This window comes from Pantoea sp. ICBG 1758 (genome assembly GCF_002928325.1).
Classification (GTDB): Bacteria; Pseudomonadota; Gammaproteobacteria; order Enterobacterales; family Enterobacteriaceae; genus Pantoea; species Pantoea eucrina.
On the sequence record NZ_POWL01000001.1, the window covers coordinates 565,458 to 591,124 of the forward strand.

Genomic DNA, 25,667 nt, shown 5'->3' on the forward strand with positions numbered 1-25,667 from the left:
GAGGCGCCCTGCTGACAGGCGGATTAACCGAGGTTGCCGCTCAGGCGATCGCGAAAATCGCTGCTGCGGTTATCCAGACCGATAAAGGTAACTGTGGCACCGTGACGCTGATAACGGTATTCGATAGCGTCCAGCGCGGCGACGCTGGAGGCGTCCCAGATCTGAGCGTGCGTCAGATCGATAGTGACCTGGCTCGGATCGTGGCCATAATCAAAGTGCTCGAACAGGTCATTACTGCTGGCGAAAAATAGCGGACCGCGTACGGTGTAGTGAACCCGATCCCCTTCCGGGCTGAGCGTGCGCTCGGCATGAATAACATGGGCGATACGCCGGGCAAACAGCATCATGGCCAGAATCACGCCGAGCAGCACGCCAATCGCCAGGTTGCTGGTCCAGACGGTGATCGCGACAGTCACCACCATCACCAGCGTCTCTGACCACGGCATCCGTTTCAGCGTTGCGGGTTGCAGGCTGTGCCAGTTAACGGTCTTCACCGCCACCACCATCATAATGCCCGCCAGAACCACCATCGGGATCTGCGCCATGATATGGCTCAGGCCAGTAACCAGCAGCAGCAGTACCAGTGCCGCCGCTATGGTTGAAATCCGGGTACGCGCGCGGCCCAGCTCGACGTTGACAATTGTCTGCCCAATCATGGCGCAGCCGGCGATGCCGCCGTAGAAACCGGCGAGAATATTGCCAATGCCCAGCGCCCAGGATTCGCGCCGTTTTCCTGATGGCGTGTCGGTAAGATCGTCCACCAGCTTTGCCGTCAGCAGCGACTCCATCAGGCCAACAAACGCAACGGAGAGCGCGGCGGGCCAGACGATCTGCAGCGTCTGCAGGTTCAGCGGCACCAGCAGTTCGGTAAACCCGGGCAGCCCGGCGCTCATCGGACCTTCATCGCCCACGCTGGGTACGCGATAACCGAGCAGCAGAGCGACGGCGGTAACCACGACAATGGCAACCAGCGGTGAGGGAACACTTTTCAGTACGCGCGGCAGCAGCAGCACAATGGCCAGCGTGGCGGCAAACAGGCCCCAGACCAGCGCAGAGTGGCCCCAGACGTGCGGCACCTGCGCAAAGAAAATCAGTACGCCCAGCGCGTTGACAAAGCCCAGCATCACCGAACGCGGGATATAACGCATCATGCGCGAAAGGCCGGCGACGCCAAACACAATCTGAATAATGCCCGCCAGAATCACGGCAGGCAGAATATAGGCCACGCCGTGCGCATGAACCATCGGGCCAATAACCAGCGCCACTGAACCGGCCGCCGCGGTCACCATCGCCGGACGCCCGCCCAGCAGTGAGAGCGTCAGACAGAGCACGACCGAAGCGATCAGGCTGACTTTAGGATCAACGCCCGCAATAACAGAGAAAGAGATAACTTCAGGAATGAGTGCCAGCGCGGTGATCACCCCGGCCAGGCATTCGCGGGTAAGCAGGGCGGGTGAACGCAGAACGCGGGCGACCGTTAAATCGCCCGCGTCAGCACTATTGCGATCGGTTTGTGAATTCATAACGTGTGCGGACTCTTAAGTTATAAAGCGTATGCGGCAGCGAGGCAGCAGAAAAACAGGATGTTTAGCGTGCGAATGTTACCGGTCATTGGTGGCCCAGACCAGCGAAAGAGAGAGAGCAGCAGGGTAAAAAAATAACCTCTGCAGGTGGAAATCCAAAAACACCTGCAGAGGCGACGCAAAAGCATCATTCGTTACTGAATCGTCAGCCGATTCATGGCGCTAAAGTTATACAAAAAAAGGGTTTGTGTACAACTAATTTCTTAAGCATTTTGTGCGATATTAGCCGGTTAGCGGGGGTTACGGCAGGCTGTGGTCTGACATGTACAGGTTTTTATCTCAAATCGATACAACCTTTTCCCTTTTATAGCGGCGTGAATTATAATTACGCCTTCTTTTAGTTAGGTATCTAACCATTAGGTGGCTAATCTTGACCGACTACCCGCAGCCCTTTTCCCGGCTTTTACATCAGACGGCTCACGCATGGCGGCTGGCGGTCGATCGCCGGCTGAAAGAGAGCGATTTGAGTATGAGCAGCTGGATGGCGATTGCCAGCGTCGCCACCGCCAGTCAGCCGCTGACGCAGAAAGCGCTGGCGCAGCAGCTGGGTCTGGAGGACGCGAGCGTGGTGCCACTGGTGGATCGGCTTGTGAAGCAGCAGCTGCTGGCTCGTCTGCAAACGCCCGAAGATCGGCGTAAGCGTCTGCTGGTGCTGACGACGCAGGGAGAGCAGGCGTTTACTCAGGTCAAAGCGCAGGCAGACGATCTGCGCAGTCAGCTGCTGGCTGATATCGATCCCGCTGCGCTGGCTGTCACGGAGACGGTGCTGCAGCAGCTGCTCGATCGTCTGGGTAGCGCCTGAGCATGGCCAGACGTAATCCCTACGCGCAGCGGGAATGGCTGCCGCATGAAAAGCCGATGCTGCCAGGCTCCCCCTCCACGCCGCTGCATTCGCCAGGCAAGCGCGTCGCGTTTGGCCTGATTGGCTTGCTGATCACGCTGACCGGCGCGCTCAGCAACGCGCTGGTCACGGCAAACCTGACCAATCTGCAGGGGACGTTTGCCGCTTACAGCAATGAGATCGCCTGGCTGCCGGCGGTTTATGTGATGGGAAACATTTCAATTAACCTGCTGCTGGTAAAATTTCGCCAGCAGTTTGGCCTGCGGCTGTTTACCGAAGCGTTTCTGGTGCTGTATGTCATCGTGGCGTTTTTTCATCTGTTCGCCAACGATCTCAGTTCCGCCATCATTGTGCGCACCGCACACGGAATGGTGGCTGCCGCGCTCAGTTCGCTGGGGATCTACTATCAGGTACAGGCGTGGCCGGCAAAACACCGGCTGAAAGCGCTGGTGATCGGTATCACGGCTTCCCAGCTGGCGATCCCGCTGGCGCGACTCTTTTCTACCGAGCTGCTGCAGCTGGAGGAGTGGCGTGGTCTCTATCTGTTTGAGCTTGGGCTGGCGCTGATTGCGCTCGGCTGCGTGCTGGTGGTCAGGCTGCCCCCGGGAGACCGCATTAAAGCGTTTGAAAAACTCGATTTTGTCACGTTTCTGCTGCTGGCACCGGGTATGGCGCTGCTGTGCGGTGTGCTGTCACTGGGACGCATCGAATGGTGGTTTACCACGCCGTGGCTGGGCGTCTGTCTGGTGCTGGCGCTGGTGCTGATTGTTTCAGCCGTTGTGGTGGAGCATAACCGGACCAATCCACTGATCAACACCCGCTGGCTGAGTAGCGGCATGATTGTCCGGCTGGGTATCGCCATGATCATGATCCGTATTGTGCTGGCTGAGCAGAACACCGGGGCGATCGGCTTTTTGCAGCAGCTGGGGCTGCTTAACGATCAGCTGCATGGCCTGGCGCTGGCCATTATTGCCGGCGTCATCTGCGGCATCATCGCCAGTGCGCTGACCATCAAGCCTGGCCAGCTTAACTGGCCAATTGTGACCTCGCTGGCGATTATGATTGTGGCTTCGCTGATGGACGCGCAGTCAAATCCGCTGACGCGCGCGCACAACCTCTATTTTAGCCAGTTCCTGCTGGGCTTCAGCAGCGCCTTTTTCCTGGCGCCAGCGATGCTGCTGGGGATCGGCAGCGTGGTGACGCAGCCGAAAAACCTGGTCAGCTTTGTGGTGCTGTTTGGTATGAGCCAGAATCTGGGCGGGCTGATTGGTTCAGCCATTCTCGGAACGTTTCAGACCTGGCGGGAGAAGTATCACTCCAGCCTGCTGGCCGACAAACTCTCGCAGCTCGATCCTAACGTGACGGAACGGCTGGATCAGTACAGCGCGCTGTTTCGCAGTCAGCTGACCGATAGCGTGCTGCTGGGCGCCCAGAGCAGCATCCAGCTGCAGACCGTCGCCACGCTGCAGGCGAACGTCCTTGCGTATAATGACACTTATCTGCTCACGGCAGCCCTGGCGATGTGCACGCTGCTGTGGGTATTATGGCGGCTGTCGCGTCAGCGTTATCTTGCGTGGCGGCAGGCGAAAAATCATCATGATGAGCCGCGTCAGACAGCGCCCTCAGCGAACTAAACGGAGAAGAGATGAGTCAACAGGATGATCTGCAGGTGGCTGAGCGCGAACGTGCGCATCGCCGCCGCACGCTTTCTATCGCCGCTGGCGCGGGAATTGTGATTGTGGGTGTGCTGGTAATTCTTTATGCCTGGCAGCTCTGGCCGTTTACCAGCAGCGTACAGACCACGGAAAACGCCTATGTGCGCGGTCAGATCACCTTTATCAGTCCGCAGGTCAGCGGCTATCTGACCGGCGTTGAAGTTGTGGATCTGCAGCCGGTGAAGCAGGGCGAGCTGCTGATGACCATTGACGATCGTATCTATCGTCAGCGCGTGCATCAGGCTCAGGCGCAGCTGGAGATGAAAGTGGCGGCACTGAAAAATAATCAGCAGCAGCGAAAAAGCGCTGAAGCGACCATTCTCAGCAATAAAGCCGCGCTGGAGAATGCCCGGGCACAGAGGCAGAAAAGCGGGCTCGACCTGAAACGGGTGGAAAATCTGGCGTCGGATGGGTCGCTTTCGGTGCGCGAGCGTGATGCGTCGCGTGCCGCGGATGCGCAGGCGCAGGCGCAGATGCGGCAGGCCGAAGCGCAGGTTGCCGTAGCGCAACAGAATCTGCAAACGGTGGTAGTAAACCGCGCTTCGCTGGAGGCTGACGTGGCTAACGCACGTGCGGCGCTGGAGCTGGCGAATATCGACCTTGCTAACACCCGGATTGTGGCGCCTGATAGTGGTCAGCTGGGACAGCTCTCCGTGCGTAAAGGAACCTATGTTACCGCCGGTACGCGTCTCACTTCGGTGGTGCCGGATAAAAAGTGGGTGATTGCCAATTTTAAAGAGACGCAGCTGGCGCATATTCGCCCGGGCTTACCGGTGACGTTTAGCGTTGATGCGCTTAATGGCCGGCGCTTCAGCGGCAGAGTAGAGTTTATCTCTCCTGCGGCTGGCTCAGAGTTCAGCGCCATCTCCCCCGACAATGCCACCGGAAACTTTGTGAAGATTGCGCAGCGCATTCCGGTACGGATCGGCCTTGATCCCGATGCGCAGCAGCTGCTGCGTCCGGGCATGTCAGTGGAGGTCAGCATCGATACTGCCGCAGAGCCGGCGAAGGAGACGCCGTGAAGCTGCTGCTACCTTTATCACTTGCGCTGCTACTGCTCAGCGGCTGTGCGACCCAGGTTGAAAAAGCGCCCGCTTCGCTGCCCATCCCGGAGCAGTGGCGCGATCGGACCGGACCGCAGGCACCGCCGGAAGCCGCATGGTGGCGCACCTTTGGCGACAGCGATCTGAATCGTCTGGTCAGTCAGGCACTGAAATATAATAGCGATATTCTTCTTGCCCGGGCGCGGGTCGATCAGTACCGGGCGCAGGTGCGCGCAGCGCAGGGCGATAACTTTCCGGCGCTCTCTGCCGGTGTGGCTGCCAGCCGTCAGCGTTCGCTCTCGGCGGCAACCGGCCAGCCTTATGAAAGCGCGGTGTTTCAGGGTTTACTGCAGGCTAATTATGAGGTCGATCTCTGGGGCAGCCGCAGTAACAGCATACGCGCGGCGGAGGCGACGCTGGAGGCGCAGCGTGCTGCTGCGGCGGCGGCTGAGCTTACCGTTGCCAGCTCAGTGGCATCGGGCTACGTTACGCTTGCCTCGCTGGATGAACAGCTGCGCGTGACGCAGGCGACGCTGGCAACGCGCGAAAACTCCCGCCAGCTTGCCCGGCGCCAGTTTGAAACCGGCTATACGTCGCGACTGGAGTGGATGCAGGCGGAGTCAGAGTACCAGACGGCCAGCGCGCAAATTCCGCAGCTGCAGCATCAGATCGCGCAGCAGGAGAACGCATTAAGCGTCCTGGCGGGCATGAACCCGCGTGAAATCGCACGCAGCCATCACTTTGACAACATCCGGCCGCACGCTCTGCCTGCGCTGCTGCCGTCGCAGCTGCTGAACCGGCGTCCCGACATTGTTCAGGCGCAGCGTGAGCTGCTGGCAGCAGATGCCTCTCTGGCGTCCGCACGCGCCAGACTGCTGCCTTCACTCAACCTCACCGCCAGCGGCACGCTGCAAAGCAGCGAGCTGCACACGCTACTGGATAATCCGTTTCGTCTCTGGAGCCTGGGGGGCAGTATCCTGGCACCGCTGCTTAATCGCGAAGCGCTGACGGCACAGGTTGACGTGCAGATGGCTACGCGCAATCAGGCGCTCTATAGCTATGAAAAAACGGTGCGTAACGCTTTCTCAGAAACAGAGGATGCGCTGGATGCGATCCGCCGTAATCAGGAGCAGCTGGCGGAACTGCAAAAGCAGGAGCAGTTTGTAGCGGAAGCGTACCGGATTGCCCGCAATCGCTATCAGAATGGTTATGCTTCGTATCTTGATGAGCTTGATGCACAGCGTACGCTGTTCAGCACGCAGCTTAATATTGTCTCGGTAAAAAATAATCTGCTGCAGGCGCAAATCGATCTCTATCGGGCGCTGGGTGGCGGCTGGCACGCCGCCTGAAGCGGGATCCTGGCGGTAGCAGGAAAGTAATAAAGTCACGTGCGGTATCTGTTTCGCACAGAAATAGTCGTGAAATATTTATCACTTTCCATTACACTCAGCGCGCAATTTTGCCCTGATTCTGCTTACGCTATTGAGTTTTCATGAGTTTGCCGGCCCCACCTGACGATAACGACGAGTCTCACCGTCAACCGCTTGATGATGCGCACTTCGCTATCGTGGTTCTTGCGGTCACTTCGGTAACGCTTATAATCTTTGTCCTGATGCTCACTCTGTGGATGAGCTAACGCCTGCAACGCAGTATCAACGCCTGCAAGGAGAGCTAAATGGACGCTCGCGACGATAAACTGATCGCTATCATCGCCTTACTCTGTGCCTGTCTGATTGGCGTGATTTTTCTTGTTACCATGACCTGGCTTACCGATGTGCGCCGTCCTGCCGATACGCTGCAGGACGCCAGAAGCTGTGCGCCCGCTTCCCGTCACGCTCAGCGCTCCTGACGCTGCCATTTGATCTGCTGACCGCGCAGCTCCAGGGCCAGTCCCTCATGCAGAGTACGATTACCGTTAGGATCGCCCAGCCCGAACAGGGCGCCGGGAGAGCGGCGATCGTCCGCCCAGGCGGGATACTCCACCACCGGATAGAGTGAAATTCCCTCCAGCGCAACGCCCTGAGCCAGCGCCAGCCGCGCTTCCGCACTGACGTGCCGCAGCCATGGCGCGCGCGCATCGCCTTCAGCCCCCGTTTCCGCCAGCAGCAGCGGACGCTGATAGCGCTGCCAGCACGCCAGCAGCAGCTGGTGCAGGGGCTGACGCTGCGGATGATCGGGTGGCAGGGTATCGCCTGACCAGAACCAGTGGTTGTCGGGATAGTAGTTCAGGCCCAGAATATCGAGAAAGTCCGCCTGTCCGCCGAGTCCCGGTTCAGCGCGCCCGGCCAGCCAGTCCCATGCTTCAAACTGCATCTCATGCTGCCGGGCAGCATGCCCGGCACTCTCTGGCTTATCCGGATCGGCAGCGATCTGCACCAGCGGATCGGTCAGCACAAAGCGTGCTTCAGGATAGACATCGCGGATCGCATGCATCGCGGCCAGCGAGGCGCGCACCAGCTGGCGCTTCAGATCGCGTCCGCGTTCGCTGGCGTAAGGATCGAGCCATGAAACATCAGCCCCGGCCCAGGCCCAGAATGAGATTTGATTAATCGGGGTAAAAAACGGCTGCTCCACGCCCTCATCGCGCATCAGCTGTGCCATAGCGCGTGCATAGCGGGCAAAGTGCTCAACGAACGCCGGTTTCCAGATATCGAGGTGCGCCGGATAACCAAAATGCGCCAGCTCCCAGATAATCTGCATATTGTGGCGTGCGGCCGCATGGATCATTGGCAGAAAGGAGCGCCAGTCGTAGTGGTCAGGCGTCGCTTCAATCAGATGCCAGCGCGCACCGTCGCGCGCCGTGAGCAAACCTTCCCGCACCAGCGCGGCGTAATCTTTGTCCAGCAGCATATCGTGTCCGCTACTGACAACCATATCCAGACGGCGGCCGCCGCTGCGACAGGCGGTAGAGCAGGGAAAGCTGCCCTGAAAAAAACTGCGAAAAAGCCGGGGTTGATAATGAGGCAGTAACGCGGTCATATTTCACTCCTCAGGGTAATCGCCCGATGCAGAACCACGGGCTAAGTCTAGACTAAATTAGCAGCCGGCTCTGCCGGTCAGGCATGCAGGTTGCCTGCCACAGCGACAATGCCAATAATAAGCGTGATTACGTATTCAGGGATCCAGTATGAGCGAAGCAGCAGCGCTGCCCGGCCAGTTAGCCGCGGGCGATGAATTACGGCAAAGCGTGGCGCAGCAGTGCGCGCAGCATCCCGGCCTGAGCGGCATCCATCCGCTTAACGACGGGCTTGACGCGTTTGCTGCGCGTTACCTGCTGATGAGCATGGCGCGGCACACTATCGATGTGCAGTACTATATCTGGCATAACGACATGTCCGGACGCCTGCTATTCAGCGCGCTGCTGGACGCTGCCGGCCGCGGTATCAGGGTGCGCTTACTGCTGGATGATAACAATACGCCGGGGCTGGATAACACGCTGGCGGAGCTGGAACGTCATCCGAACATTTCGGTCAGGCTGTTTAACCCGTTTTCATTCCGCACGCTGCGCGCGCTGGGCTACCTGACTGACTTCGCGCGCCTCAATCGCCGGATGCATAATAAAAGTCTGACGGTAGATGGCGCCGCAACGCTGGTGGGGGGGCGCAACGTCGGGGATGAATATTTTGGTACCGGCAATGAGCCCCTGTTTACCGATCTCGACGTGCTGGCCATCGGGCCGGTCGTCGATGAGGTTACCGCAGATTTCGAGCGCTACTGGCATAGCCAGGCGGTATCGCCGCTGCGCAGCGTAGTGGACGTGCGCAGCGATGAGGGCGAAGCGGTGCGCCTGCCGCCGGAGTGGCAGCAGAGCGAGGCGGTGCAGCGTTATCTGGCGCGTCTTAACCACTCCGATTTTGTCAGCCAGCTGGAGCAGGGCGCGCTGGCGATGACCTGGGCTGAGGCGCGCCTGCTGAGCGACGATCCGCGCAAAGGGCTGGGCAAAGCCAGACGCAGCAGCCTGCTGCCGCAGCGGATGCTGGAGGTCATCGGCACGCCACAGCAGCAGTTCGATATTATCTCAGCCTATTTTGTCCCGACCCGCGCCGGGGTGGCGCAGCTATTGTCACTGCGCCGGCGCGGCGTGCGTATCGCCGTACTGACCAACTCACTGGCGGCCAATGATGTCACCGTGGTGCATGCCGGGTATGCGCGCTGGCGAAAAAAGTTGCTGCGTCACGGTATTGCGCTATATGAGCTGAAACCTCAGGCACACGCCGGCGAACCACCGCACGATCGCGGGTTAACGGGTAACTCCGGCTCCAGCCTGCATGCAAAAACGTTTACCGTTGATAATCGCAAAGTCTTTGTGGGTTCATTTAATTTTGACCCCCGCTCTGCGGTGCTGAACACCGAAATGGGACTGGTCATTGAGAGTGAAGCCCTGGCGCGCCAGACGCATGATCGCTTCAGTCGCGGTATGCAACATCGGGCCTGGACGCTGCGGCTGGACAAGTGGGGCCGGGTGAACTGGATAGAACAGGATGAGCAGGGCGCAGAAGTGGTACATAAACATGAACCGCAGTCAACGCTGCTGCAGCGCCTGCTGGTGCGGCTGGTATGGCGGCTGCCGGTAGAGTGGCTGCTGTAGCGGCGCGCTGAAACGCGCCGCCGGTGCAGCCTCACCCTTTCTGCGCCGCCTTTTTGCCGGAAAACAGAAAGCGCAGCAGCGGGATACGCAGGTGGATCTCATAAAGCGCAAACGCTGCGGCAAATACCGTTATCAGCCCAACAAAGAAACCCAGCGTGTTATTGCTGATGTGCGGCGTCACATATATCCCATACAGGATAGTGAGCGGATGATGGACGAGATAGATAAACAGCGAGGCGTTAACCAGATAAACGATACGCGGAGAGTGGCTGTTCAGCAGGCGGTGCCCGACGCTATAGCAGACGTTCAGCATGCACACGCCCATCAGCGTTGAAAGCAGCATATCGGTCTCATAGAGCCAGCCGTCGCCGTTGCCATAGCGCTGATTCAGGTAGTAGGCGATAAAGACCGGCACGGTGCCAAAGCAGATCAGCGGGTTGAACCGCACAAACAGCGCTTTCAGCGGCGGATGTTTCCAGCTCAGCGCGCCCAGCATAAAGAACGGCAGATACGTCAGCGTTTGCATGACCGCAATGGTAAAGAGTCCATCCATCATGATGCCCGGCGTCAGCAGCAGCAGCGTGCGACGCAGCAGGCACCACAGTAGCGCGTAGCCCAGCAGTGCCAGCGTTACGCTACCCCAGCCTGTCTGCTGATAGTTACGCGTGCTTTGCTGGTTGCGCAGCCAGCGAAATGTCAGCATACCCAGCGCCGTCAGGATCACCAGGACCAGTAGAAACCAGAGGTGCGAGATCAGATCCCACGCCAGAGCATTGTATTTGTCATACGCTGAAAAGCGATCCCAGCCATCAAGCTTGTGAGTGAGATATTTCAGCAGAAAGAACTGCGGCAGCGTAATCAGCGGGATAGCGGCGAGCAGCGGAATGCCCACGCGCTCCAGCCTGACTTTCAGCCAGCGTGCCGGCTGGTAGCGCAGATAAAGCATGTAGGAAAAATAGCCGGAGATAACAAAAAACACCTGCATGCGAAATGCATGGATGAAATCGTTAAAAATGGTCAGCCACAGCGTGGCATCCTGGCTGTTTACGGACCAGCGCTGTGTCGAGTAGATCAGCGAGACGTGAAACGGCACCCCCAGCAGCATCAGGTAAGCTCGAATCGAGTCGAGAAAATATTCGCGTTCAGGTTTTACAGCGCTCATAAGCTTCCGGTTCATCCTATACAGGCTGGTTTCACCCTGAAACCAGATCGTGCAGCAGAACATTCTGTTGCCGGTTAACAGCCTATACTATCAGTTGATTCTGTTTCTTAAACTGCCGGGTTTAATATTCCGAAAAGTGCTCTGGAGGCTTGGCGCTGCGCGGAACAATGTTTTACATAAGCTGTCGGAAAACCGAATAATCCATTAAGATGAGTGGGTTTGATCTGAGCACACGAAAGGGGGGGATGTGCTAAATAAAGTGAAAAATAATAGCGGGCTGGTGAAGATGCGCTGGACCAGCGCAGCAGTACTGCTGGCGCTGTACGCAAATAATAGCTGGGCGTTTAACATTGATGATGTGGCAAAACAGGCTAAGGCCCTGGCAGGTAAAGGTTTTGAAGCGCCAAAAAGTAATTTACCCTCTCAATTTCGTGAAATGAAATTTGCGGATTATCAGCAGATCCAGTTTAACCACGACAAGGCATACTGGGGCAAGCTGCGCACGCCGTTTAAGCTCGAGTTTTACCATCAGGGGATGTACTTCGACACGCCGGTGAAGATTAACGAAGTCACCGCCTCATCGGTGCGTGAAATTAAATACGATCCGGCTTATTTCAATTTCGGCAACGTCAAACATGACGCTGATGCGGTAAAAAATCTCGGCTTTGCCGGATTCAAAGTACTCTATCCGCTGAATAACAAAGGAAAGCAGGATGAGATCAGCAGCTTCCTTGGTGCCAGCTACTTCCGCGTAATCGGGGAAGACCAGGTCTATGGTCTTTCCGCACGCGGTCTGGCAATTGACACCGCGCTGCCCTCTGGTGAAGAGTTCCCGCGCTTTAAAGAGTTCTGGATCGAGCGCCCGAAACCTCAGGCGAAGCAGCTGGTTATTTACGCGCTGCTTGATTCACCTCGCGCTGCGGGAGCCTACCGCTTTGTGCTGAAGCCAGGCAAAGCCTCGGTGGTGGATGTGCAGTCTAAAGTTTATCTGCGTGATAACGTGGGTAAACTGGGCGTGGCACCGCTGACCAGTATGTTCCTGTTTGGTGCTAATCAGCCTTCGCCGGTCAGCAACTTCCGTCAGGAGCTGCACGACTCCAACGGCCTCTCGATCCACGCCGGTAACGGTGAATGGATCTGGCGCCCGCTGAACAATCCACGCCATCTGGCGGTCAGCACCTTTACGATTGAAAACCCGAAAGGTTTTGGTCTGCTGCAGCGCGGACGCGACTTCAGCCACTATCAGGATCTCGACGATCGCTATGATATGCGTCCAAGCGCCTGGGTTGAGCCGCAGGGTGACTGGGGTAAAGGGCGCGTTGAGCTGGTTGAGATCCCGACTGCGGATGAGACCAATGACAACATCGTCGCCTTCTGGACGCCGGAAAAACTGCCTGACGCGGGCAAAGAGATGAATTTCAACTATCGTCTGCACTTCACCCGCGATGAGAATCAGCTGCATCAGGATGATGTTGCCTGGGTCAAAGATACCCTGCGTTCTGCGGGTGATGTGAAACAGTCTAATCTGGTCCGCCAGCCTGATGGTTCTGTCGCCTTTACCCTCGACTTCACCGGTAAAGCGATGAGCATGCTGCCGGAGGATACGCAGGTAGCACCGCAGGTTAGCGTTGGCGATAACGCCGAAGTGGTTGAGCAGAGCGTACGCTACAATCCGGTGACCAAAGGCTGGCGTCTGGTGCTGCGTCTGCGCGTGAAAGACAGCAAGCAATCAACCGAAATGCGCGCCGCGCTGGTAAGCGGTGACAAGACATTGACGGAAACCTGGAGCTATCAGTTACCTGCCAATGAATAAATCGACTTTTTTACCTCAATCTTATGTGGAGGCGCTGCCGCTTGATGCGGCAGGTCGCGCGCGGCTCAGCACATCGCTGCAAAATGCGCCCGCCTTCCACGCCATTCATACGGTGCTGGGGCAGGATAACGCAGCCAGCGATCGGCCTGACGATGCGCCGCTGAAATCTGTCTCATCACGCATAGCGATGACATGGCCGGATGCGGTAGCGGATGGCCAGCAGTTCAGTAAAGATTATCTCGATCGCACGACGTTAAAAGCGATGCCGCCGGTTAAACGCTCGCTGATGTTCCCGGAAGCCTGGCGTACCAATCCGCTGGCGCGCGCCTGGAACTCGCTGCGCGGGCAAAAAGTGCAACCGCGTTACGCAACCGCAGAGGAGCAGCGCGCGGAGGATAAGTGGCGTCATGTTGGTTCGATGCGCCGCTATACGCTGCTGATTCTGACCATCGCGCAGACCGTGGTCGCGACCTGGTATATGAAAACCATTCTGCCTTATCAGGGCTGGACGCTGCTCGATCCTGTCGGGCTGTTTCAGCAGAACTGGATCGAGTCGGTGAAGCTGATCCTGCCTTATATTCTGCAGACCGGCATTCTGTTCCTGTTCGCTATTCTGTTCTGCTGGGTATCGGCGGGCTTCTGGACGGCGCTGATGGGGTTCCTGCAGCTGCTGATTGGACGCGATAAATACAGTATCTCTTACTCAACCACGGGTGATGAGCCGCTGAACCCGGAGCACCGCACCGCGCTGATCATGCCTATCTGTAACGAAGATGTGGAGCGTGTTTTTGCCGGACTGCGCGCTACCTGGGAGTCGGTAAAGCGCACCGGGAATGCTGAGCATTTTGATGTCTACATTCTCAGCGACAGCTACGATGCAGATATTGCGATTGCTGAGCAAAAAGCGTGGATGGAGCTGGTACGCGACGTGGGCGGAGCGGGCAAGATTTTTTACCGTCGCCGCCGTCGCCGCGTGAAGCGCAAAAGCGGTAACATCGATGACTTCTGTCGCCGCTGGGGCAGCAACTACAGCTACATGGTGGTGCTGGACGCTGACAGCGTGATGAGCGGTGAGTGCCTGACCGGTCTGGTACGTATGATGGAAGCGAACCCGAATGCCGGGATTATCCAGTCTTCGCCAAAAGCCTCCGGTATGGATACGCTCTATGCGCGCTGCCAGCAGTTTGCCACCCGCGTTTACGGGCCGCTGTTTACCGCAGGGCTGCACTTCTGGCAGCTGGGCGAGTCGCACTACTGGGGACATAACGCCATTATTCGCGTACAGCCCTTTATTGAGCACTGTGCGCTGGCGCCGCTGCCGGGTGAAGGCTCATTTGCCGGTTCAATTCTTTCGCACGACTTTGTTGAAGCTGCGCTGATGCGTCGCGCCGGCTGGGGCGTCTGGATCGCGTACGATTTGCCGGGTTCTTATGAGGAGCTGCCGCCTAACCTGCTGGATGAGCTAAAGCGCGACCGTCGCTGGTGTCACGGTAACCTGATGAACTTCCGCCTGTTCCTGGTAAAAGGGATGCATCCGGTGCACCGTGCCGTCTTCCTGACCGGCGTTATGTCCTATCTCTCGGCGCCGCTCTGGTTTATGTTCCTTGCGCTTTCCACGGCGTTGCAGGTGGTCCATACCCTGATGGAGCCGACCTACTTCCTGCAGCCGCGTCAGCTCTTCCCGGTCTGGCCGCAATGGCGTCCCGATCTGGCTATTGCGCTCTTTTCCACTACGCTGGTACTGCTGTTCCTGCCGAAGCTGCTGAGCGTGGTGCTGATTTGGTGCAAAGGGGCTAAAGCTTATGGCGGCGCGCTGCGTCTGTTCATCTCGCTGATGCTGGAGATGCTGTTCTCGGTGCTGCTGGCGCCGGTGCGCATGCTGTTCCACACCGTGTTTGTGGTCAGCGCCTTCCTCGGCTGGGAGGTGGTCTGGAATTCACCGCAGCGTGATGATGATGCCACTCCGTGGAGCGAAGCGTTCCGCCGTCACGGTTCGCAGATGCTGCTTGGCATCGTCTGGGCCGTGGGCATGGGTGTGCTGGACCTCAACTTCCTGTGGTGGCTGGCACCTATTGTCTTCTCGCTGATCCTGTCGCCGTTTGTGTCGGTGATGTCGAGCCGCGCGACCGTGGGTCTGAAAAGCCGGCGGGCGAAACTGTTCCTGATCCCGGAAGAGTATGAGCCGCCAAAAGAGCTGGTTGATACAGATCACTATCTGCAGCTCAACCGCGAGCGGGCGCTGAAGCATGGCTTTATGCATGCGCTGTTTAACCCGGCGTTCAATGCGCTGGCAACCGCACTGGCTACGTCGCGTCATAAACAGAGCACGCTGCTGGATCACGCCCGTGACCGGCATGTCGATCAGGCGCTGAGCGATGCACCGGAAAAACTGAATCGCGAACAGCGTCTGCAGCTGATCAGCGATCCTGTGGTTCTGGCGCGCGTGCATACCCGGCTGTGGGAAAACGCGGATAAGTATCATCAGTGGCTGGAGAGCTATCAGAAGCTGACGCTGAATCCGCAGGCACTGCCACCGCGTGCCTGAGCAGCAGTAAAACAGTAAAAGCGGCAGCGATGCCGCTTTTTTATTGCCGCTGCTAAAGCCGGGCAGGGCAGGTATAGTAGCAGGTCAATCAGTGAGGATAAGCGATGTGAAAAGCGTTCTGGCGGTCATACTGGCAGGCAGTGTGCTGATGCTGAGCGGGTGCGGCAGCATTATCAGCCGTACCGTGCCCGGACAGGGGCACGGTAACCACTATTATCCCGGCGTACAGTGGGATGTGCGCGACGGCCCGTGGCGCATCGTCACCATCCTCGATCTGCCGCTGTCGCTGATAGTGGACACGCTGCTGCTGCCGGTTGACGCGCAGCATGGGCCTTATGAGTGAGATTACGCCAGATTATCTGAATCCGTGTTGTCATCTTCCCACTCTTCAGCAGCCACTTCACCCTCTTCAAGATCGCGCTGTGGCGCCAGCTGAAATTCGCCATCATCCCATTCGTGCAGGGTATTTTCAGACTGCCACTCCTGACGCATCTCAATTTCGTCGAAATCGCCGTCAAATACCGCCTGCGCCGCCTCACCGCTAAGCAGCGGCAGGCAATCACCCTGTTCATCTTCACTGGCAAAGAACTCCGCCTGCCACATGATGTCGCCATCCTGCATGACATATTTTTGCAGGCCAAACTGGCTGACGTTGACATCCTCTTCGGATACGCCCTGCTGGCTGGTCATAAACTCTTCACGTGCGGCTTCAATTGCTTCTTCTAAGGTGCTGAACAGATCCATTAATGACTCCTTGACTGTAAAAAGGGGATTTTACAGAAGGATAGACGAAAATTTGCAGAACGCAGGCGGGCAGGCGAGCAGTACGGGCGGGTGAGGAAAAAATCACCCGCCCATACGCATCAGAGCATTTTTTGCGGAAAGTGCAGAACCGGACGGACAGTTTCGCGCATTACCGGTGCAGAGTAGCGAATACAGCATTTGATACACGGCTTTACTTTTTTGAAGTTAATACGCGCGGTGGCCAGCGCCTGATTCAGGTTATAGAGGGTGCCAATAAACACCATATCTTCTTTAAGCGGCATCCGTTTGCACTCTTTACGATGCAGCAGGTGATAGCCTTCCTGATCGGTACCGATCGTAACGTAATAATAATGACCTTTGTTCATATTATTTTGTCCTGCATGAGATTTGCTGTGTGTAATCTTTTTTATTTTTTCTGAGAACAGTTAATTGGTTAACTGTTGCAACTGAAATTAACCGGAATCAGCAGAGTGAACCAGTGTAATAAAGTAATTAAAAAAATTTTTAAAATGACAATATGGAATAAGCAGCCTGTTTTATCGACAACGCATTGTAAAGTAAGTCAATTTTTCTGCATTGATAAGTAAGTCAAACGATTTTGAAAAAAATAAATAGGATTAGGCCTGGAATTATAGATGATCAGGACCAGATTGCACTCTTTTAATTGATAAGTGTGGCCCAGAAAGCCGGTGTCAGACGGCTGATTGCCTGCTGCAGAGCGCCTGTGCAGGCAAATCCGGTAACATAACCTGTTACCGGAGCTAATGATTTTCAGACGAAACCAGAAATAATGCTGGATCTGATGGACATATCAGGTGCGGTTCAGGCTATCAGATATCGCTGATAGCCTGAACGCTGTGCTGCATCAGTAGCGCGACGGCTGGCCTTCCGGACGGGTTTTAAAGCGGCGGTGCAGCCACATATATTGCTCAGGCGCGAGTAACACCGTCTCTTCAACAACGCGGTTCATCACCGTTGCCGTATCAAGCTCACTCTCCAGTGAGAACTGATGGCGAATATCCGGCATCAGTTTCAGCTCGTAGCCGCGTCCGTCCGGCAGACGACGTGCCAGGAAAGGCACCACGCTGGGATTAGCCAGCCGAATCAGCATATGGGTTCCGGTTGTGGTGGCTGCTTCCTTAACGGCAAAGAAAGGGGCAAACACGCTGCTGCGCGGGCCGTAGTCGTGATCCGGCGCGTACCAGATGATGTCATTACTCTTCAGTGCCCGGATCATGCCTTTGAGATCTTTGCGATCCAGCATACTTTTATTTGAGCGCATCCGGCCCCAGGTCTGCAGCCAGTCGAGCAGTCTGTTATCGTTCGGGCGATACACACCAATACCCGGGTTGTACATGCCGAAAACGCGAGCGCCCAGCTCAAGCGTCAGAAAATGCATACCGATCAGCAGAATTCCGCGCTTTTCTGCCAGCGCCTGAGTCACATTCTCCAGTCCTTCCGGCTTAACCCATTTACGGATACGCCAGTCGGGCCAGAACCAGGCCATGCCGGTTTCAATCAGTCCCATTCCGACTGATTCAAAGTTGTGTTTAACCATCGCCTCGCGGTCGCTGACGGGCATATCAGGAAAGCAGAGCTCCAGATTGCGTCGCGCAACCTCTGTGCGGCGCTTCATAAAACGCATGGCAATACGCCCCAGGCCGCAACCAAATGCATACAGAAGCGGGTAGGGAAGTAAAACCAGCACGTATAAAAATCCAATGCCCAGCCAGGTGAGCCAGTAGCGCGGATGAAGCAGTTCACGGGTAAATTGCGGAAGTTGGGTCATGGAAGAATCAGTATCCTGCGTTCTGTACCAGAGAGTCCGGTTTCTGTTATTTAACGCAATTATGCCATTTTTTGTCGTTAACTGTAATCACACCGCGTTCACAACACCCGTCAGGCTGGTGTTTGCCGCATTAACAGACGAACAGCGCAGAAAATCGGCACGCGTGTATCACCACCAATTCGGTTCGGGGGCTAGGCACAGCTGTGAATTCAGGTATCATGTGCGCCCTGAAATTCTCTCATTGCTAACAGGTGTTCACCATGCCAGTGTTACATAACCTCGTTTCCAATAAAGAGCTGAAAGATCGCATGCTGGCGGAAACAGAGCCGCGTACGACAGTCTCTTTTTATAAATATTTCCAGATTGCCGATCCCAAAGCGTTCCGCGATCGCCTCTATATTGCGCTGACGCAGCTTAGCGTATTTGGTCGTGTCTATGTGGCCCGGGAAGGGATTAACGCGCAGATCAGCGTGCCGGCCGGGAAATATGAAGCGATGAAAGCGATGCTGTACGCTTTTGATCCGGCGCTGAATAATCTGCGTATGAATATTGCGCTGGACGATGACGGTAAATCATTCTGGGTGCTGCGCCTGAAAGTGCGCGACCGTATTGTTGCCGATGGCATCGACGACGGCAGTTTTGACGCCAGCGATGTGGGCAGCTACCTGAAGGCAGCAGACGTTAATGCGATGCTGGACGATCCTGATGCCGTATTTGTCGACATGCGTAACCACTATGAGTTTGAAGTGGGCCATTTTGATAATGCGCTGGAAGTGCCTGCGGATACCTTCCGCGATCAGCTGCCCATGGCAGTCGATATGCTGCAGGATAAGAAAGATAAAAAAATTGTGATGTACTGCACCGGCGGTATTCGCTGCGAAAAAGCGAGCGCCTGGATGAAGCATAACGGCTTTGATGATGTTTATCACATTGAAGGCGGCATTATTGAATATACGCGCCGCGCGCGCGAGCAGGGATTACCGGTGCGTTTCAAAGGCAAAAATTTTGTCTTTGATGAGCGTATGGGCGAGCGTATTTCTGATGATATTCTCTCCAGCTGCCATCAGTGCGGTACGCCATGCGACAGCCATACTAACTGTGTTAATGACGGTTGCCATCTGCTGTTTATTCAGTGTCCCGCCTGCGCTGAAAAATATCAGAACTGCTGCAGCCCAATCTGCATGGAAGAGGCAAAACTGTCGCCTGAAGAGCAGCGCGCACGTCGTGCCGGACGCGAAAACGGCAATAAGGTGTTTAACAAATCGCGTGGTCTGCTGAATATGACGATGACCATTCCCGCGCCCGATAAGTCATAATGACGGGTGCCGCCTGAGGAAGTGATCTCAGGCGGCTTGCCGCTTACTGACGTACTCCCTCTACAGAGATAATCAGCTCAGCCTTTTGAGAGGCAGGGCCCAGATCCTTGCTGATATTAAACTCTTTCAGAACGACCTCGCCGCTGGCTTCAAAACCTGCCCGGTAACCGCCCCACGGATCTTTACCTTCACCCATCAGGCGCGCATCCAGCGTAATGGGTTTTGTTACGCCGTTCAGCGTCAGATTGCCGGTGACTTTATAACGCTCTCCCTCTTTTTTAACCTCTGTTGAGGTAAACGTTGCCTGAGGATATTTGCTGGTATTAAGGAAATCTGCGCTGCGCAGGTGTTTGTCGCGCTCAGCATGATTGGTATCCAGACTTCCGGTATTAATGGTGACATTCACTTTATCGGCTGCCGGATTAGCATCGTCAAAGGTGAATCCGCCGTCAAAATCTTTGAATGTGCCATATAACCAGCTATAGCCGAGGTGCTGAATACGAAACTGTACAAATGCGTGCTGCCCCTCTTTATCAATTTTATACTCTGCGGCGCTGGCATTAAGGCTGGTGGCAAACAGCGCGGCGGCACTGACGGCCAGAAGCGTTTTTCTGATCATGATACATCCTTTTGAGAGAGTGAACGTGAGCGTAAACCGAGCATGCGCCTGAGCGTCGCGTCCCGATCGATAATATGATGTTTAACCGCCCCCAGCGCATGCAGCGCTGAAAGCAGAACCAGGCTCCAGGCCAGCCACAAATGCAGCGTGCCTGCCAGGTCCGCCTGCTGTGGTCCGCCAGCAACGACTACCGGCAGGTTAAACCAGCCAAATACAGAGACCGGTTTACCGTCAGCGGTCGAAATCAGATAGCCGCTAACGAGCAGCAGGAGGAAAAGCAGATAAAGCAGGGCATGCACACCCCGGGCGGTACGGCGCACCGTGGCAGAATAGCTGGCGAGCGGGGCGGGTACAGGGGAGTGCCAGCGCCAGAGCAGGCGCAGCAACAGCAGAATAAACAGTATTGTCCCGACGCTTTTATGAATGTCCGGTGCAGTATGATACCAGCTGTCATAATAGCCCAGGCCTGTCATCCATAATCCCAGGGCAAACATCGCATAGAGGGCAACCGCCATGCTCCAGTGGATAATAATTGAGAGCAGGCCGAATCGATCTGCAGTGTTGCGCCACATAGCCTTTATTCCTGTCCATGAAATAAGTGCTGCAAGCATCCTTAATTCATTAACTAAAAGCAATGAGCCTTACTTTTCTATAAAAAAGCGGATCGTTGTCAAAATTTTAAAATAGCGGCGCGCTACTGCTTCAGTAATATTGACTGAAAGCAGGGCATTTTAAGGTAATAAATATAATTACTACACAGGATGAGGCATTATTGAGTGTCGGGCGTAAACAAATGTAAACGGGAGGGCTGGCAGCTGCGGTGCTGCCAGCCTGAGTATCAGGAAAATCGCCGTAAAGAAAAGGGCGTAAGATCGAAACTGAAAGGTTTATCCTGAGCAAATTCGCTGGCAAGCTCGCCCAGAACGCTGGCAAATTTAAAACCGTGACCGCTAAGGCCGGTAATGATTAAGCGGTTGGGTTCATCCGGCAGGGTATCGATAATAAAATCTTCATCAGGGGTATTGTCATAGCTGCACGCCTCGCCGTGTAAACAGACGCCGACGCCGGGCAGGAACTGCCGCAAAAAGCGAAACGCTTCGCTGCCATCTGAGGCCACAGCACCAAAAGGTTTGCGATCCTGCGGGGTCTGCATGACCTGACCACCATCGTGCCGGCCCACTTTAAGGGCGTTATTATCTGCTGGAAACCCGTAAAAGTGACTGCCGTCTGGCGTCTCTACGGTAAAACCGGGAAAGTGATTGTTTTCACTGTAGCGGCCGTCAGCCTGATACCAGGCAAACACTTTACGCACTGGCGTAACCGGCAGATCGGCTATTAGCTCGCTGACCCAGGTACCGGCGCTGACCAGCAGCTTGCGCGCACGATAGATCCCATCCAGCGTGGTGACCTGCTGCAGCTCGCCGTCGCGACCGATATCGCTGACCGGGCAATTAAACAGCTGTGCACAGCCAGCCTGTTCAGCCAGTTTTATCCAGCTGCGCACCGCCTCTTCACATTTCAGATAGCCCGACTTCGGCTCAAAGACGCCGATGTAGCCATCCGGCACGGTAAACTGCGGCCAGCGCTGTCGCACCTCATCCGCCTGCAGTAGCTGGACATCCAGCTGCCAGGTTTTCGCACTGTGAATAACGTTCTCAATGAATGGCGAATGAGCGGGTGCCAGGTTGAGAATGCCGCTGCGATGCATGATACGCTCGCCGCTCTGCTGCTCCAGCGCATCCCACAGTGACTGGGCGCGCAGTACCAGCGGCACATAACGCTCTCCTTCACCATAGGCGTGGCGAATCAGGCGGGTCTCGCCGTGATGTGTTCCCTGCTGATGCGGGGGATGCGCGCTGTCGATCATTAGCACCGATAAGCCAGCCTGCGTAGCGTAGAAACCCGCAGCGGCCCCGACTGACCCACTGCCCACGATAATCAGATCGTAAACCATGACACGAACACTCCTGCAAAACGGCGAAATTTTTCAACAGCATACCAAAAGCGGGAGCGATATGAAAAAGGCACCCGATGGGTGCCTTTTTCGCGCAACAGGAACGATCAGTGCTTGCGACTATCGCGCAGGTTTTGCTCAGTAGATTCTATTTTAGCAATGCCAGCTTCCAGTATGGAGATAAACTGTCTGGCAACGTCAGTGGTTAACCAGTAGGTCAAACCGACGTCAGCTTCTTCTTCTTTTTGATCCTGCGAGGAGAGCGAGTGCAGGCGTATCATCATGGCGTCATAGCTGTCAACGGTGCTGATGTCCCATCCAATCAGGGGATGAGTCTGGATGACGTCTTTATTACTGTCCATTATAACCTCCTTATTACTCGTTAAACGAAGTGCTTCTTGAGGTTCAATGCGGCTGCTACATGCACTAGCGAGCTAATTATAACATGAAATAGCGGTCAGACAGGTCAATAGTAATGAAATGCGGCTATATGACTGCGAAATGCACCAGAAAATGCTGTAAAAGCGCCGGAAGATGACGGGCTGGTTTCCTGCTACAGACGTAACCAGCCCGGCAACATTACCTGTTTTATCGGCGAAAGCGACAGAAACTTCAGCGGAACATGCCGGACTCAGTCGCGGAATATCAGGGCTGCGCTTCAGCAGAGAGCGGATCTGTGCGCTGCCGGAGCGTCTTCGCCAGGCGGAAAAATTGCTGCTGCAGCGAGGCATCGTGCTGCTGGTTCTGCGCTTCCTGCGTCAGGTTATGGGCAAGCAGCTGGACTGCGGGCGCATCGAGCGAAAGCGTCAGACTGGTAAAGGCAGTTTCAAGGACGGTTAAACGGCGCTGCTGCTCGGCAATGAGCGCCAGCAGTTCACCAAAGGTCATCGCCTCTTCGGGTTTATCTGTGATCATCTGTCAAACACCTCCTGTAAGCATGGCGAGGCAAGAATAGGGGATCGATAAACCTGAGTCTAGATGGCGGCTGTTTTTCTGGCGAGGGGAAATGAAACAAAAAAAGCCGGGGCGAAACCCGGCAAAAACGGCACATTGGCGGTTAATCGTGAGTAAACCAGTCGTCGGCGCTTTCCCAGGTTTCCTGCAGGAGATCGGTAATGCGGTCGCGTGAAGTTTTACAGCCGCCGGTCACGCTCAGCTGATTCCCGGTGGCATAGCGCACATTAACGTGGTGCTCGCCTTCAGGAAAATCGTGTGCAATACGACGGGAAAGCTCCGCGCTAAGCGCATCGAGTGCACCTGCGGGCAGCGGGCGGTTTTTCGCTACGGTAATATCGATACGCATAGACGCCTCCGGTTTAATATACTGGTTATTTGTACAGTATATTAATGCCGAAGGCAAGCAGTTATCGCTTATTCTTTAATGCGCCAGTTCAGCGTTTCGCCGGCAAGAAATGGCACCAGCGTATCGTCGCCTGCGGTGACGCTTTCAGCCACCAGCCAGGGTTCGCGGACCAGCGTCAGCGTTCCCTCGTTAAGCGGCAGGCCGTAAAAATTCGGACCGTTTTCTGAGCAGAACGCTTCAAAGTGCTGCAGGGCGTTAAGCTCTTCAAACACGGTAAGGTAGGCAGGCAGAGAGGTCGGCGCGTTGAAGACGCCCGCACAGCCGCAGCTTGCTTCTTTGGCATGCCGCAGGTGGGGCGCAGTATCGGTGCCAAGGAAAACGCGCGGATGGCCGCTGGCTACCAGCTGACGCAGCGCCTGCTGATGTGTGTTGCGCTTCAGAACAGGCAGGCAATAAAGATGAGGACGGATCCCGCCCACCAGCATATGGTTACGGTTAAACATCAGATGCTGCGGCGTGATGGTTGCGCCCAGCAGCGCGTTGCCCTCAGCCACATAGTCAGCGGCCTCTTTTGTGGTGATGTGCTCCATGACTACTTTCAGGCCGGGAAACTGCTGGCGCAGCGGATGCAGTACGGTCTCAATAAAGCGCGCTTCGCGATCAAAAATATCAATGTGGGAATCAGTGACTTCACCATGCACCAGCATCGGCATACCAATCTGCTGCATGCGATCCAGCACCGCAGCAATCGCCGAGGTGTTTGTTACGCCGTGGCTTGAGTTAGTGGTAGCGTGTGCCGGATAGAGCTTGGCAGCGGTGAACACGCCCGCGCGAAACCCCGCTTCAATCTCATCGGGTTCGAGTGAATCGGTCAGATAGCAGGTCATCAGCGGCGTAAAATTGTGCGCAGCGGGCAGGGCGGCAAGAATGCGCGCGCGATACTCACGGGCCGCCGCCACGCTGGTGACCGGCGGCACCAGATTTGGCATGACAATCGCCCGGCCATTCACGGCGCTGGTATAGGGCAGTACGCTTTCAAGCATCACGCCGTCGCGCAGGTGGATATGCCAGTCATCAGGGCGGCGAATGGTGATGTGCTGAGGTTGAGAGGTCATGGTCAGGCTCCGGCTTAAGTGAAAACAGAATGGCGCATTCAGGCCGGGGCGATATCTTAAGCGGGCAGGCAACCGTTTGCACGGCTTTTTATCGCCGGAAAGCGATGACCCGTGCGGCCAGATAAACGCTGGCCGCACGGGACGGTATCAGTCGGTGAAAGGGATCACCAGCTGACCCGGTTTGACTTCCAGTCCTTTCGCCAGCTTTTTCGCCAGCGCTTCGCCTTTACTGCGGTCAGCGCTCAGCAGGTAGGCGGGCCGTTCATTGAAATAGTGCTGCAGGGACTGATTGAGATAGGGGGTCAGCGTTTTCACAATCGACGCCATTTTTTCCGGTACGACCTGCGCATCAACAATCGACAGGTTGTGCAGATAGATAGCGCCTTCCTGCGCGTTATAAACCGGCTGTGCCTTCATTTTCAGCAGCATCTCAGCCTGCTGCGGACCAAACAGTGAGGTGACATCAATTTTCGCTTTACCGGAGAGGGTGACGCGGTCAGGTTCTTCACGTCCGATTTCACTGCTGAGATCGCTGAGTACGATATGCGCATTGATAAGGCCGGATACGCCGATCTCTTTTTCAAAATTGTTGCGCTTTTGCAGCGCCTGGTTCACTTCCTGTTCCGTGATGGTGTATTGCGTCAACTGATTACAGCCGCTGAGCAGCAGCATGCCGAACAGCGCCGCGATCCCATAAAATTTCTTTTTCATTGCATCCTCGTTCCGGTGTGGCAAACAGCGCTAAGCCTGCCTGAATCGGCGCAAGGTGTCATCAGATAAGATGAGAAACCCGCGAACGGGTTCCTCCCGGTTTAACATTCAGGCGGCGATAGAAGAGAGCAGATTAACCTGCGTCTGTTTCGCCATGTTATCGCGGTAATCGGTGACGCGGCTTGGCCAGTCGATGCCGGACACCAGCGTCAGTGAGCGCAGCAGCGGGAAGAGGTTGATATCATCCTCGGACAGCTCGCCGTTAACGGCGTTAGGCTTCACAATCAGCCGATCCAGCTGGCGCAGATCGTCACTGATCTTCTTGATCAGGCCAGGCGCATGTTTACGCAGCTCGGTGAAATCACCGAGGCTCGCCTCTTTTTTATCGTGAAAATAGCGTCGCGCTTCCGGGGTGGCAAATTCAGCAAAAGCAGCATCGGCGATACGCGGGATTAAAAGCTTATTGATATAGCCGTTGACGTGGCGCAGCCAGTCGGCGATAGCGGGATTGGTTCTGCCGGTCAGCAGCGGTTCGCCATCCTGTTTGTCTACCCAATGCACAATATCCATGCTCTCCGGCATGGCGCTGCCGTCCGCTTTTTGCAATACCGGCGCCATTTTCTGGCCGATTAATTTTACCGGCGTCGCCTCGTCATCATTGAGCATAACCACCAGTTCTACCGGCAGATTCTTTAAGCCAAAAATCATGCGCGCTTTGACGCAGAAGGGGCAGTGATCGTAGATGTAAAGTTTCATCCCGTTTCTCCTGTGGTTTTCCGGGTGAGGGATTCACCCTTTTTCCGAT

Annotated in this window: 25 protein-coding genes; 10 read left to right on the forward strand and 15 right to left on the reverse strand. The window is 55.9% G+C overall.

Features of this window, described 5'->3' with window-relative positions; translation table 11 throughout:
• Positions 1-23 precede the first annotated feature (23 nt).
• The gene (locus C1Y41_RS02745) at positions 24-1,523 is read right to left on the reverse strand and encodes a SulP family inorganic anion transporter (protein ID WP_104084760.1); all 1,500 of its coding nucleotides are present in this window, start codon (positions 1,521-1,523) and stop codon (positions 24-26) included.
• A gap of 430 nt (positions 1,524-1,953) precedes the next feature.
• Between C1Y41_RS02745 and C1Y41_RS02750 the strand changes: the two genes are divergently transcribed.
• The 5 genes from C1Y41_RS02750 (at position 1,954) to C1Y41_RS20090 (ending at position 7,031) form a co-directional block, all read left to right on the forward strand.
• Complete coding sequence (locus C1Y41_RS02750; protein WP_039383731.1) at positions 1,954-2,385, forward strand: MarR family winged helix-turn-helix transcriptional regulator; 432 nt, start codon at positions 1,954-1,956, stop codon at positions 2,383-2,385.
• 2 nt (positions 2,386-2,387) lie between these two features.
• Complete coding sequence (locus tag C1Y41_RS02755; protein ID WP_104084761.1) at positions 2,388-4,058, forward strand: MFS transporter; 1,671 nt, start codon at positions 2,388-2,390, stop codon at positions 4,056-4,058.
• A gap of 11 nt (positions 4,059-4,069) precedes the next feature.
• Positions 4,070-5,161, forward strand: a complete 1,092-nt coding sequence (locus C1Y41_RS02760) for an HlyD family secretion protein (protein WP_039383736.1) — start codon at positions 4,070-4,072, stop codon at positions 5,159-5,161.
• Positions 5,158-6,531 carry an efflux transporter outer membrane subunit gene (locus C1Y41_RS02765; protein WP_104084762.1) on the forward strand — a complete coding sequence of 458 codons (1,374 nt, stop codon included), beginning with the start codon at positions 5,158-5,160 and terminating at the stop codon, positions 6,529-6,531. Before C1Y41_RS02760 ends, C1Y41_RS02765 begins: the two co-directional genes overlap by 4 nt.
• Positions 6,532-6,857: 326 nt before the next feature.
• Positions 6,858-7,031: a hypothetical protein gene (locus tag C1Y41_RS20090; protein ID WP_158086437.1), complete on the forward strand. Its 174-nt coding sequence runs from the start codon at positions 6,858-6,860 to the stop codon at positions 7,029-7,031.
• On the opposite strand, the gene C1Y41_RS02770 is transcribed toward C1Y41_RS20090, so the two are convergent.
• Entirely contained in the window at positions 7,019-8,161 is a 1,143-nt protein-coding gene (locus C1Y41_RS02770) for a beta-glucosidase (RefSeq protein ID WP_104084763.1), read from the reverse strand. The two genes, C1Y41_RS20090 and C1Y41_RS02770, sit on opposite strands and share 13 nt — an antisense overlap.
• 148 nt (positions 8,162-8,309) lie before the next feature.
• Between C1Y41_RS02770 and C1Y41_RS02775 the strand changes: the two genes are divergently transcribed.
• On the forward strand, positions 8,310-9,770 hold the full coding sequence (locus tag C1Y41_RS02775; RefSeq protein ID WP_039383744.1) for a phosphatidylserine/phosphatidylglycerophosphate/cardiolipin synthase family protein: 1,461 nt from the start codon (positions 8,310-8,312) through the stop codon (positions 9,768-9,770).
• 31 nt (positions 9,771-9,801) lie between these two features.
• On the opposite strand, the gene mdoC is transcribed toward C1Y41_RS02775, so the two are convergent.
• Positions 9,802-10,932, reverse strand: a complete 1,131-nt coding sequence (gene mdoC / locus C1Y41_RS02780) for a glucans biosynthesis protein MdoC (protein ID WP_039385787.1) — start codon at positions 10,930-10,932, stop codon at positions 9,802-9,804.
• Positions 10,933-11,209: 277 nt separating this feature from the next.
• On the opposite strand from mdoC, the gene C1Y41_RS02785 reads away from it, so the two are divergent.
• The 3 genes from C1Y41_RS02785 to C1Y41_RS02795 all read left to right on the forward strand — a co-directional run bounded on the left by C1Y41_RS02785 (position 11,210) and on the right by C1Y41_RS02795 (position 15,633).
• A complete protein-coding gene (locus C1Y41_RS02785) occupies positions 11,210-12,745 on the forward strand; it encodes a glucan biosynthesis protein G (RefSeq protein WP_175540467.1) in 1,536 nt (511 codons plus the stop codon).
• Complete coding sequence (gene mdoH / locus C1Y41_RS02790; RefSeq protein WP_104084764.1) at positions 12,738-15,290, forward strand: glucans biosynthesis glucosyltransferase MdoH; 2,553 nt, start codon at positions 12,738-12,740, stop codon at positions 15,288-15,290. The genes C1Y41_RS02785 and mdoH overlap by 8 nt, the downstream gene beginning before the upstream one ends.
• A 106-nt stretch (positions 15,291-15,396) precedes the next feature.
• Positions 15,397-15,633: a YceK/YidQ family lipoprotein gene (locus C1Y41_RS02795; RefSeq protein WP_039383751.1), complete on the forward strand. Its 237-nt coding sequence runs from the start codon at positions 15,397-15,399 to the stop codon at positions 15,631-15,633.
• A 2-nt stretch (positions 15,634-15,635) separates the two neighbouring features.
• Here the strand turns inward: C1Y41_RS02795 and C1Y41_RS02800 are convergent, their stop codons facing one another.
• From C1Y41_RS02800 to C1Y41_RS02810, 3 genes are all read right to left on the reverse strand, one after another.
• Complete coding sequence (locus C1Y41_RS02800) at positions 15,636-16,034, reverse strand: MysB family protein (RefSeq protein ID WP_071668723.1); 399 nt, start codon at positions 16,032-16,034, stop codon at positions 15,636-15,638.
• 119 nt (positions 16,035-16,153) lie between these two features.
• Entirely contained in the window at positions 16,154-16,420 is a 267-nt protein-coding gene (locus C1Y41_RS02805; protein ID WP_065649626.1) for a hypothetical protein, read from the reverse strand.
• A gap of 500 nt (positions 16,421-16,920) precedes the next feature.
• Positions 16,921-17,844, reverse strand: a complete 924-nt coding sequence (locus tag C1Y41_RS02810; RefSeq protein ID WP_039383756.1) for a Kdo(2)-lipid IV(A) acyltransferase — start codon at positions 17,842-17,844, stop codon at positions 16,921-16,923.
• Positions 17,845-18,104: 260 nt separating this feature from the next.
• On the opposite strand from C1Y41_RS02810, the gene C1Y41_RS02815 reads away from it, so the two are divergent.
• Positions 18,105-19,160: a rhodanese-related sulfurtransferase gene (locus tag C1Y41_RS02815; protein WP_039383757.1), complete on the forward strand. Its 1,056-nt coding sequence runs from the start codon at positions 18,105-18,107 to the stop codon at positions 19,158-19,160.
• Between the two features lie 43 nt (positions 19,161-19,203).
• On the opposite strand, the gene C1Y41_RS02820 is transcribed toward C1Y41_RS02815, so the two are convergent.
• The 9 genes from C1Y41_RS02820 to grxB all read right to left on the reverse strand — a co-directional run bounded on the left by C1Y41_RS02820 (position 19,204) and on the right by grxB (position 25,618).
• Positions 19,204-19,779, reverse strand: coding sequence for a YceI family protein (locus C1Y41_RS02820; RefSeq protein WP_039383760.1), 576 nt, complete (start codon positions 19,777-19,779; stop codon positions 19,204-19,206).
• Positions 19,776-20,351, reverse strand: coding sequence for a cytochrome b (locus tag C1Y41_RS02825; protein ID WP_071668724.1), 576 nt, complete (start codon positions 20,349-20,351; stop codon positions 19,776-19,778). The genes C1Y41_RS02820 and C1Y41_RS02825 overlap by 4 nt, the downstream gene beginning before the upstream one ends.
• A 266-nt stretch (positions 20,352-20,617) precedes the next feature.
• Positions 20,618-21,733 carry an N-methyl-L-tryptophan oxidase gene (gene solA, locus C1Y41_RS02830; protein WP_039383761.1) on the reverse strand — a complete coding sequence of 372 codons (1,116 nt, stop codon included), beginning with the start codon at positions 21,731-21,733 and terminating at the stop codon, positions 20,618-20,620.
• Between the two features lie 107 nt (positions 21,734-21,840).
• Complete coding sequence (gene bssS, locus C1Y41_RS02835) at positions 21,841-22,095, reverse strand: biofilm formation regulator BssS (RefSeq protein ID WP_039383762.1); 255 nt, start codon at positions 22,093-22,095, stop codon at positions 21,841-21,843.
• A 283-nt stretch (positions 22,096-22,378) separates the two neighbouring features.
• Positions 22,379-22,648: a hypothetical protein gene (locus C1Y41_RS02840; protein ID WP_094111367.1), complete on the reverse strand. Its 270-nt coding sequence runs from the start codon at positions 22,646-22,648 to the stop codon at positions 22,379-22,381.
• A gap of 142 nt (positions 22,649-22,790) precedes the next feature.
• Entirely contained in the window at positions 22,791-23,036 is a 246-nt protein-coding gene (gene dinI / locus C1Y41_RS02845) for a DNA damage-inducible protein I (protein WP_039383767.1), read from the reverse strand.
• A 68-nt stretch (positions 23,037-23,104) separates the two neighbouring features.
• On the reverse strand, positions 23,105-24,151 hold the full coding sequence (gene pyrC, locus C1Y41_RS02850; protein WP_104084765.1) for a dihydroorotase: 1,047 nt from the start codon (positions 24,149-24,151) through the stop codon (positions 23,105-23,107).
• 147 nt (positions 24,152-24,298) lie between these two features.
• A complete protein-coding gene (locus C1Y41_RS02855; RefSeq protein ID WP_039383772.1) occupies positions 24,299-24,862 on the reverse strand; it encodes a lipoprotein in 564 nt (187 codons plus the stop codon).
• Positions 24,863-24,970: 108 nt separating this feature from the next.
• Positions 24,971-25,618 carry a glutaredoxin 2 gene (grxB, locus tag C1Y41_RS02860; RefSeq protein ID WP_039383774.1) on the reverse strand — a complete coding sequence of 216 codons (648 nt, stop codon included), beginning with the start codon at positions 25,616-25,618 and terminating at the stop codon, positions 24,971-24,973.
• Positions 25,619-25,667: the final 49 nt, after the last annotated feature.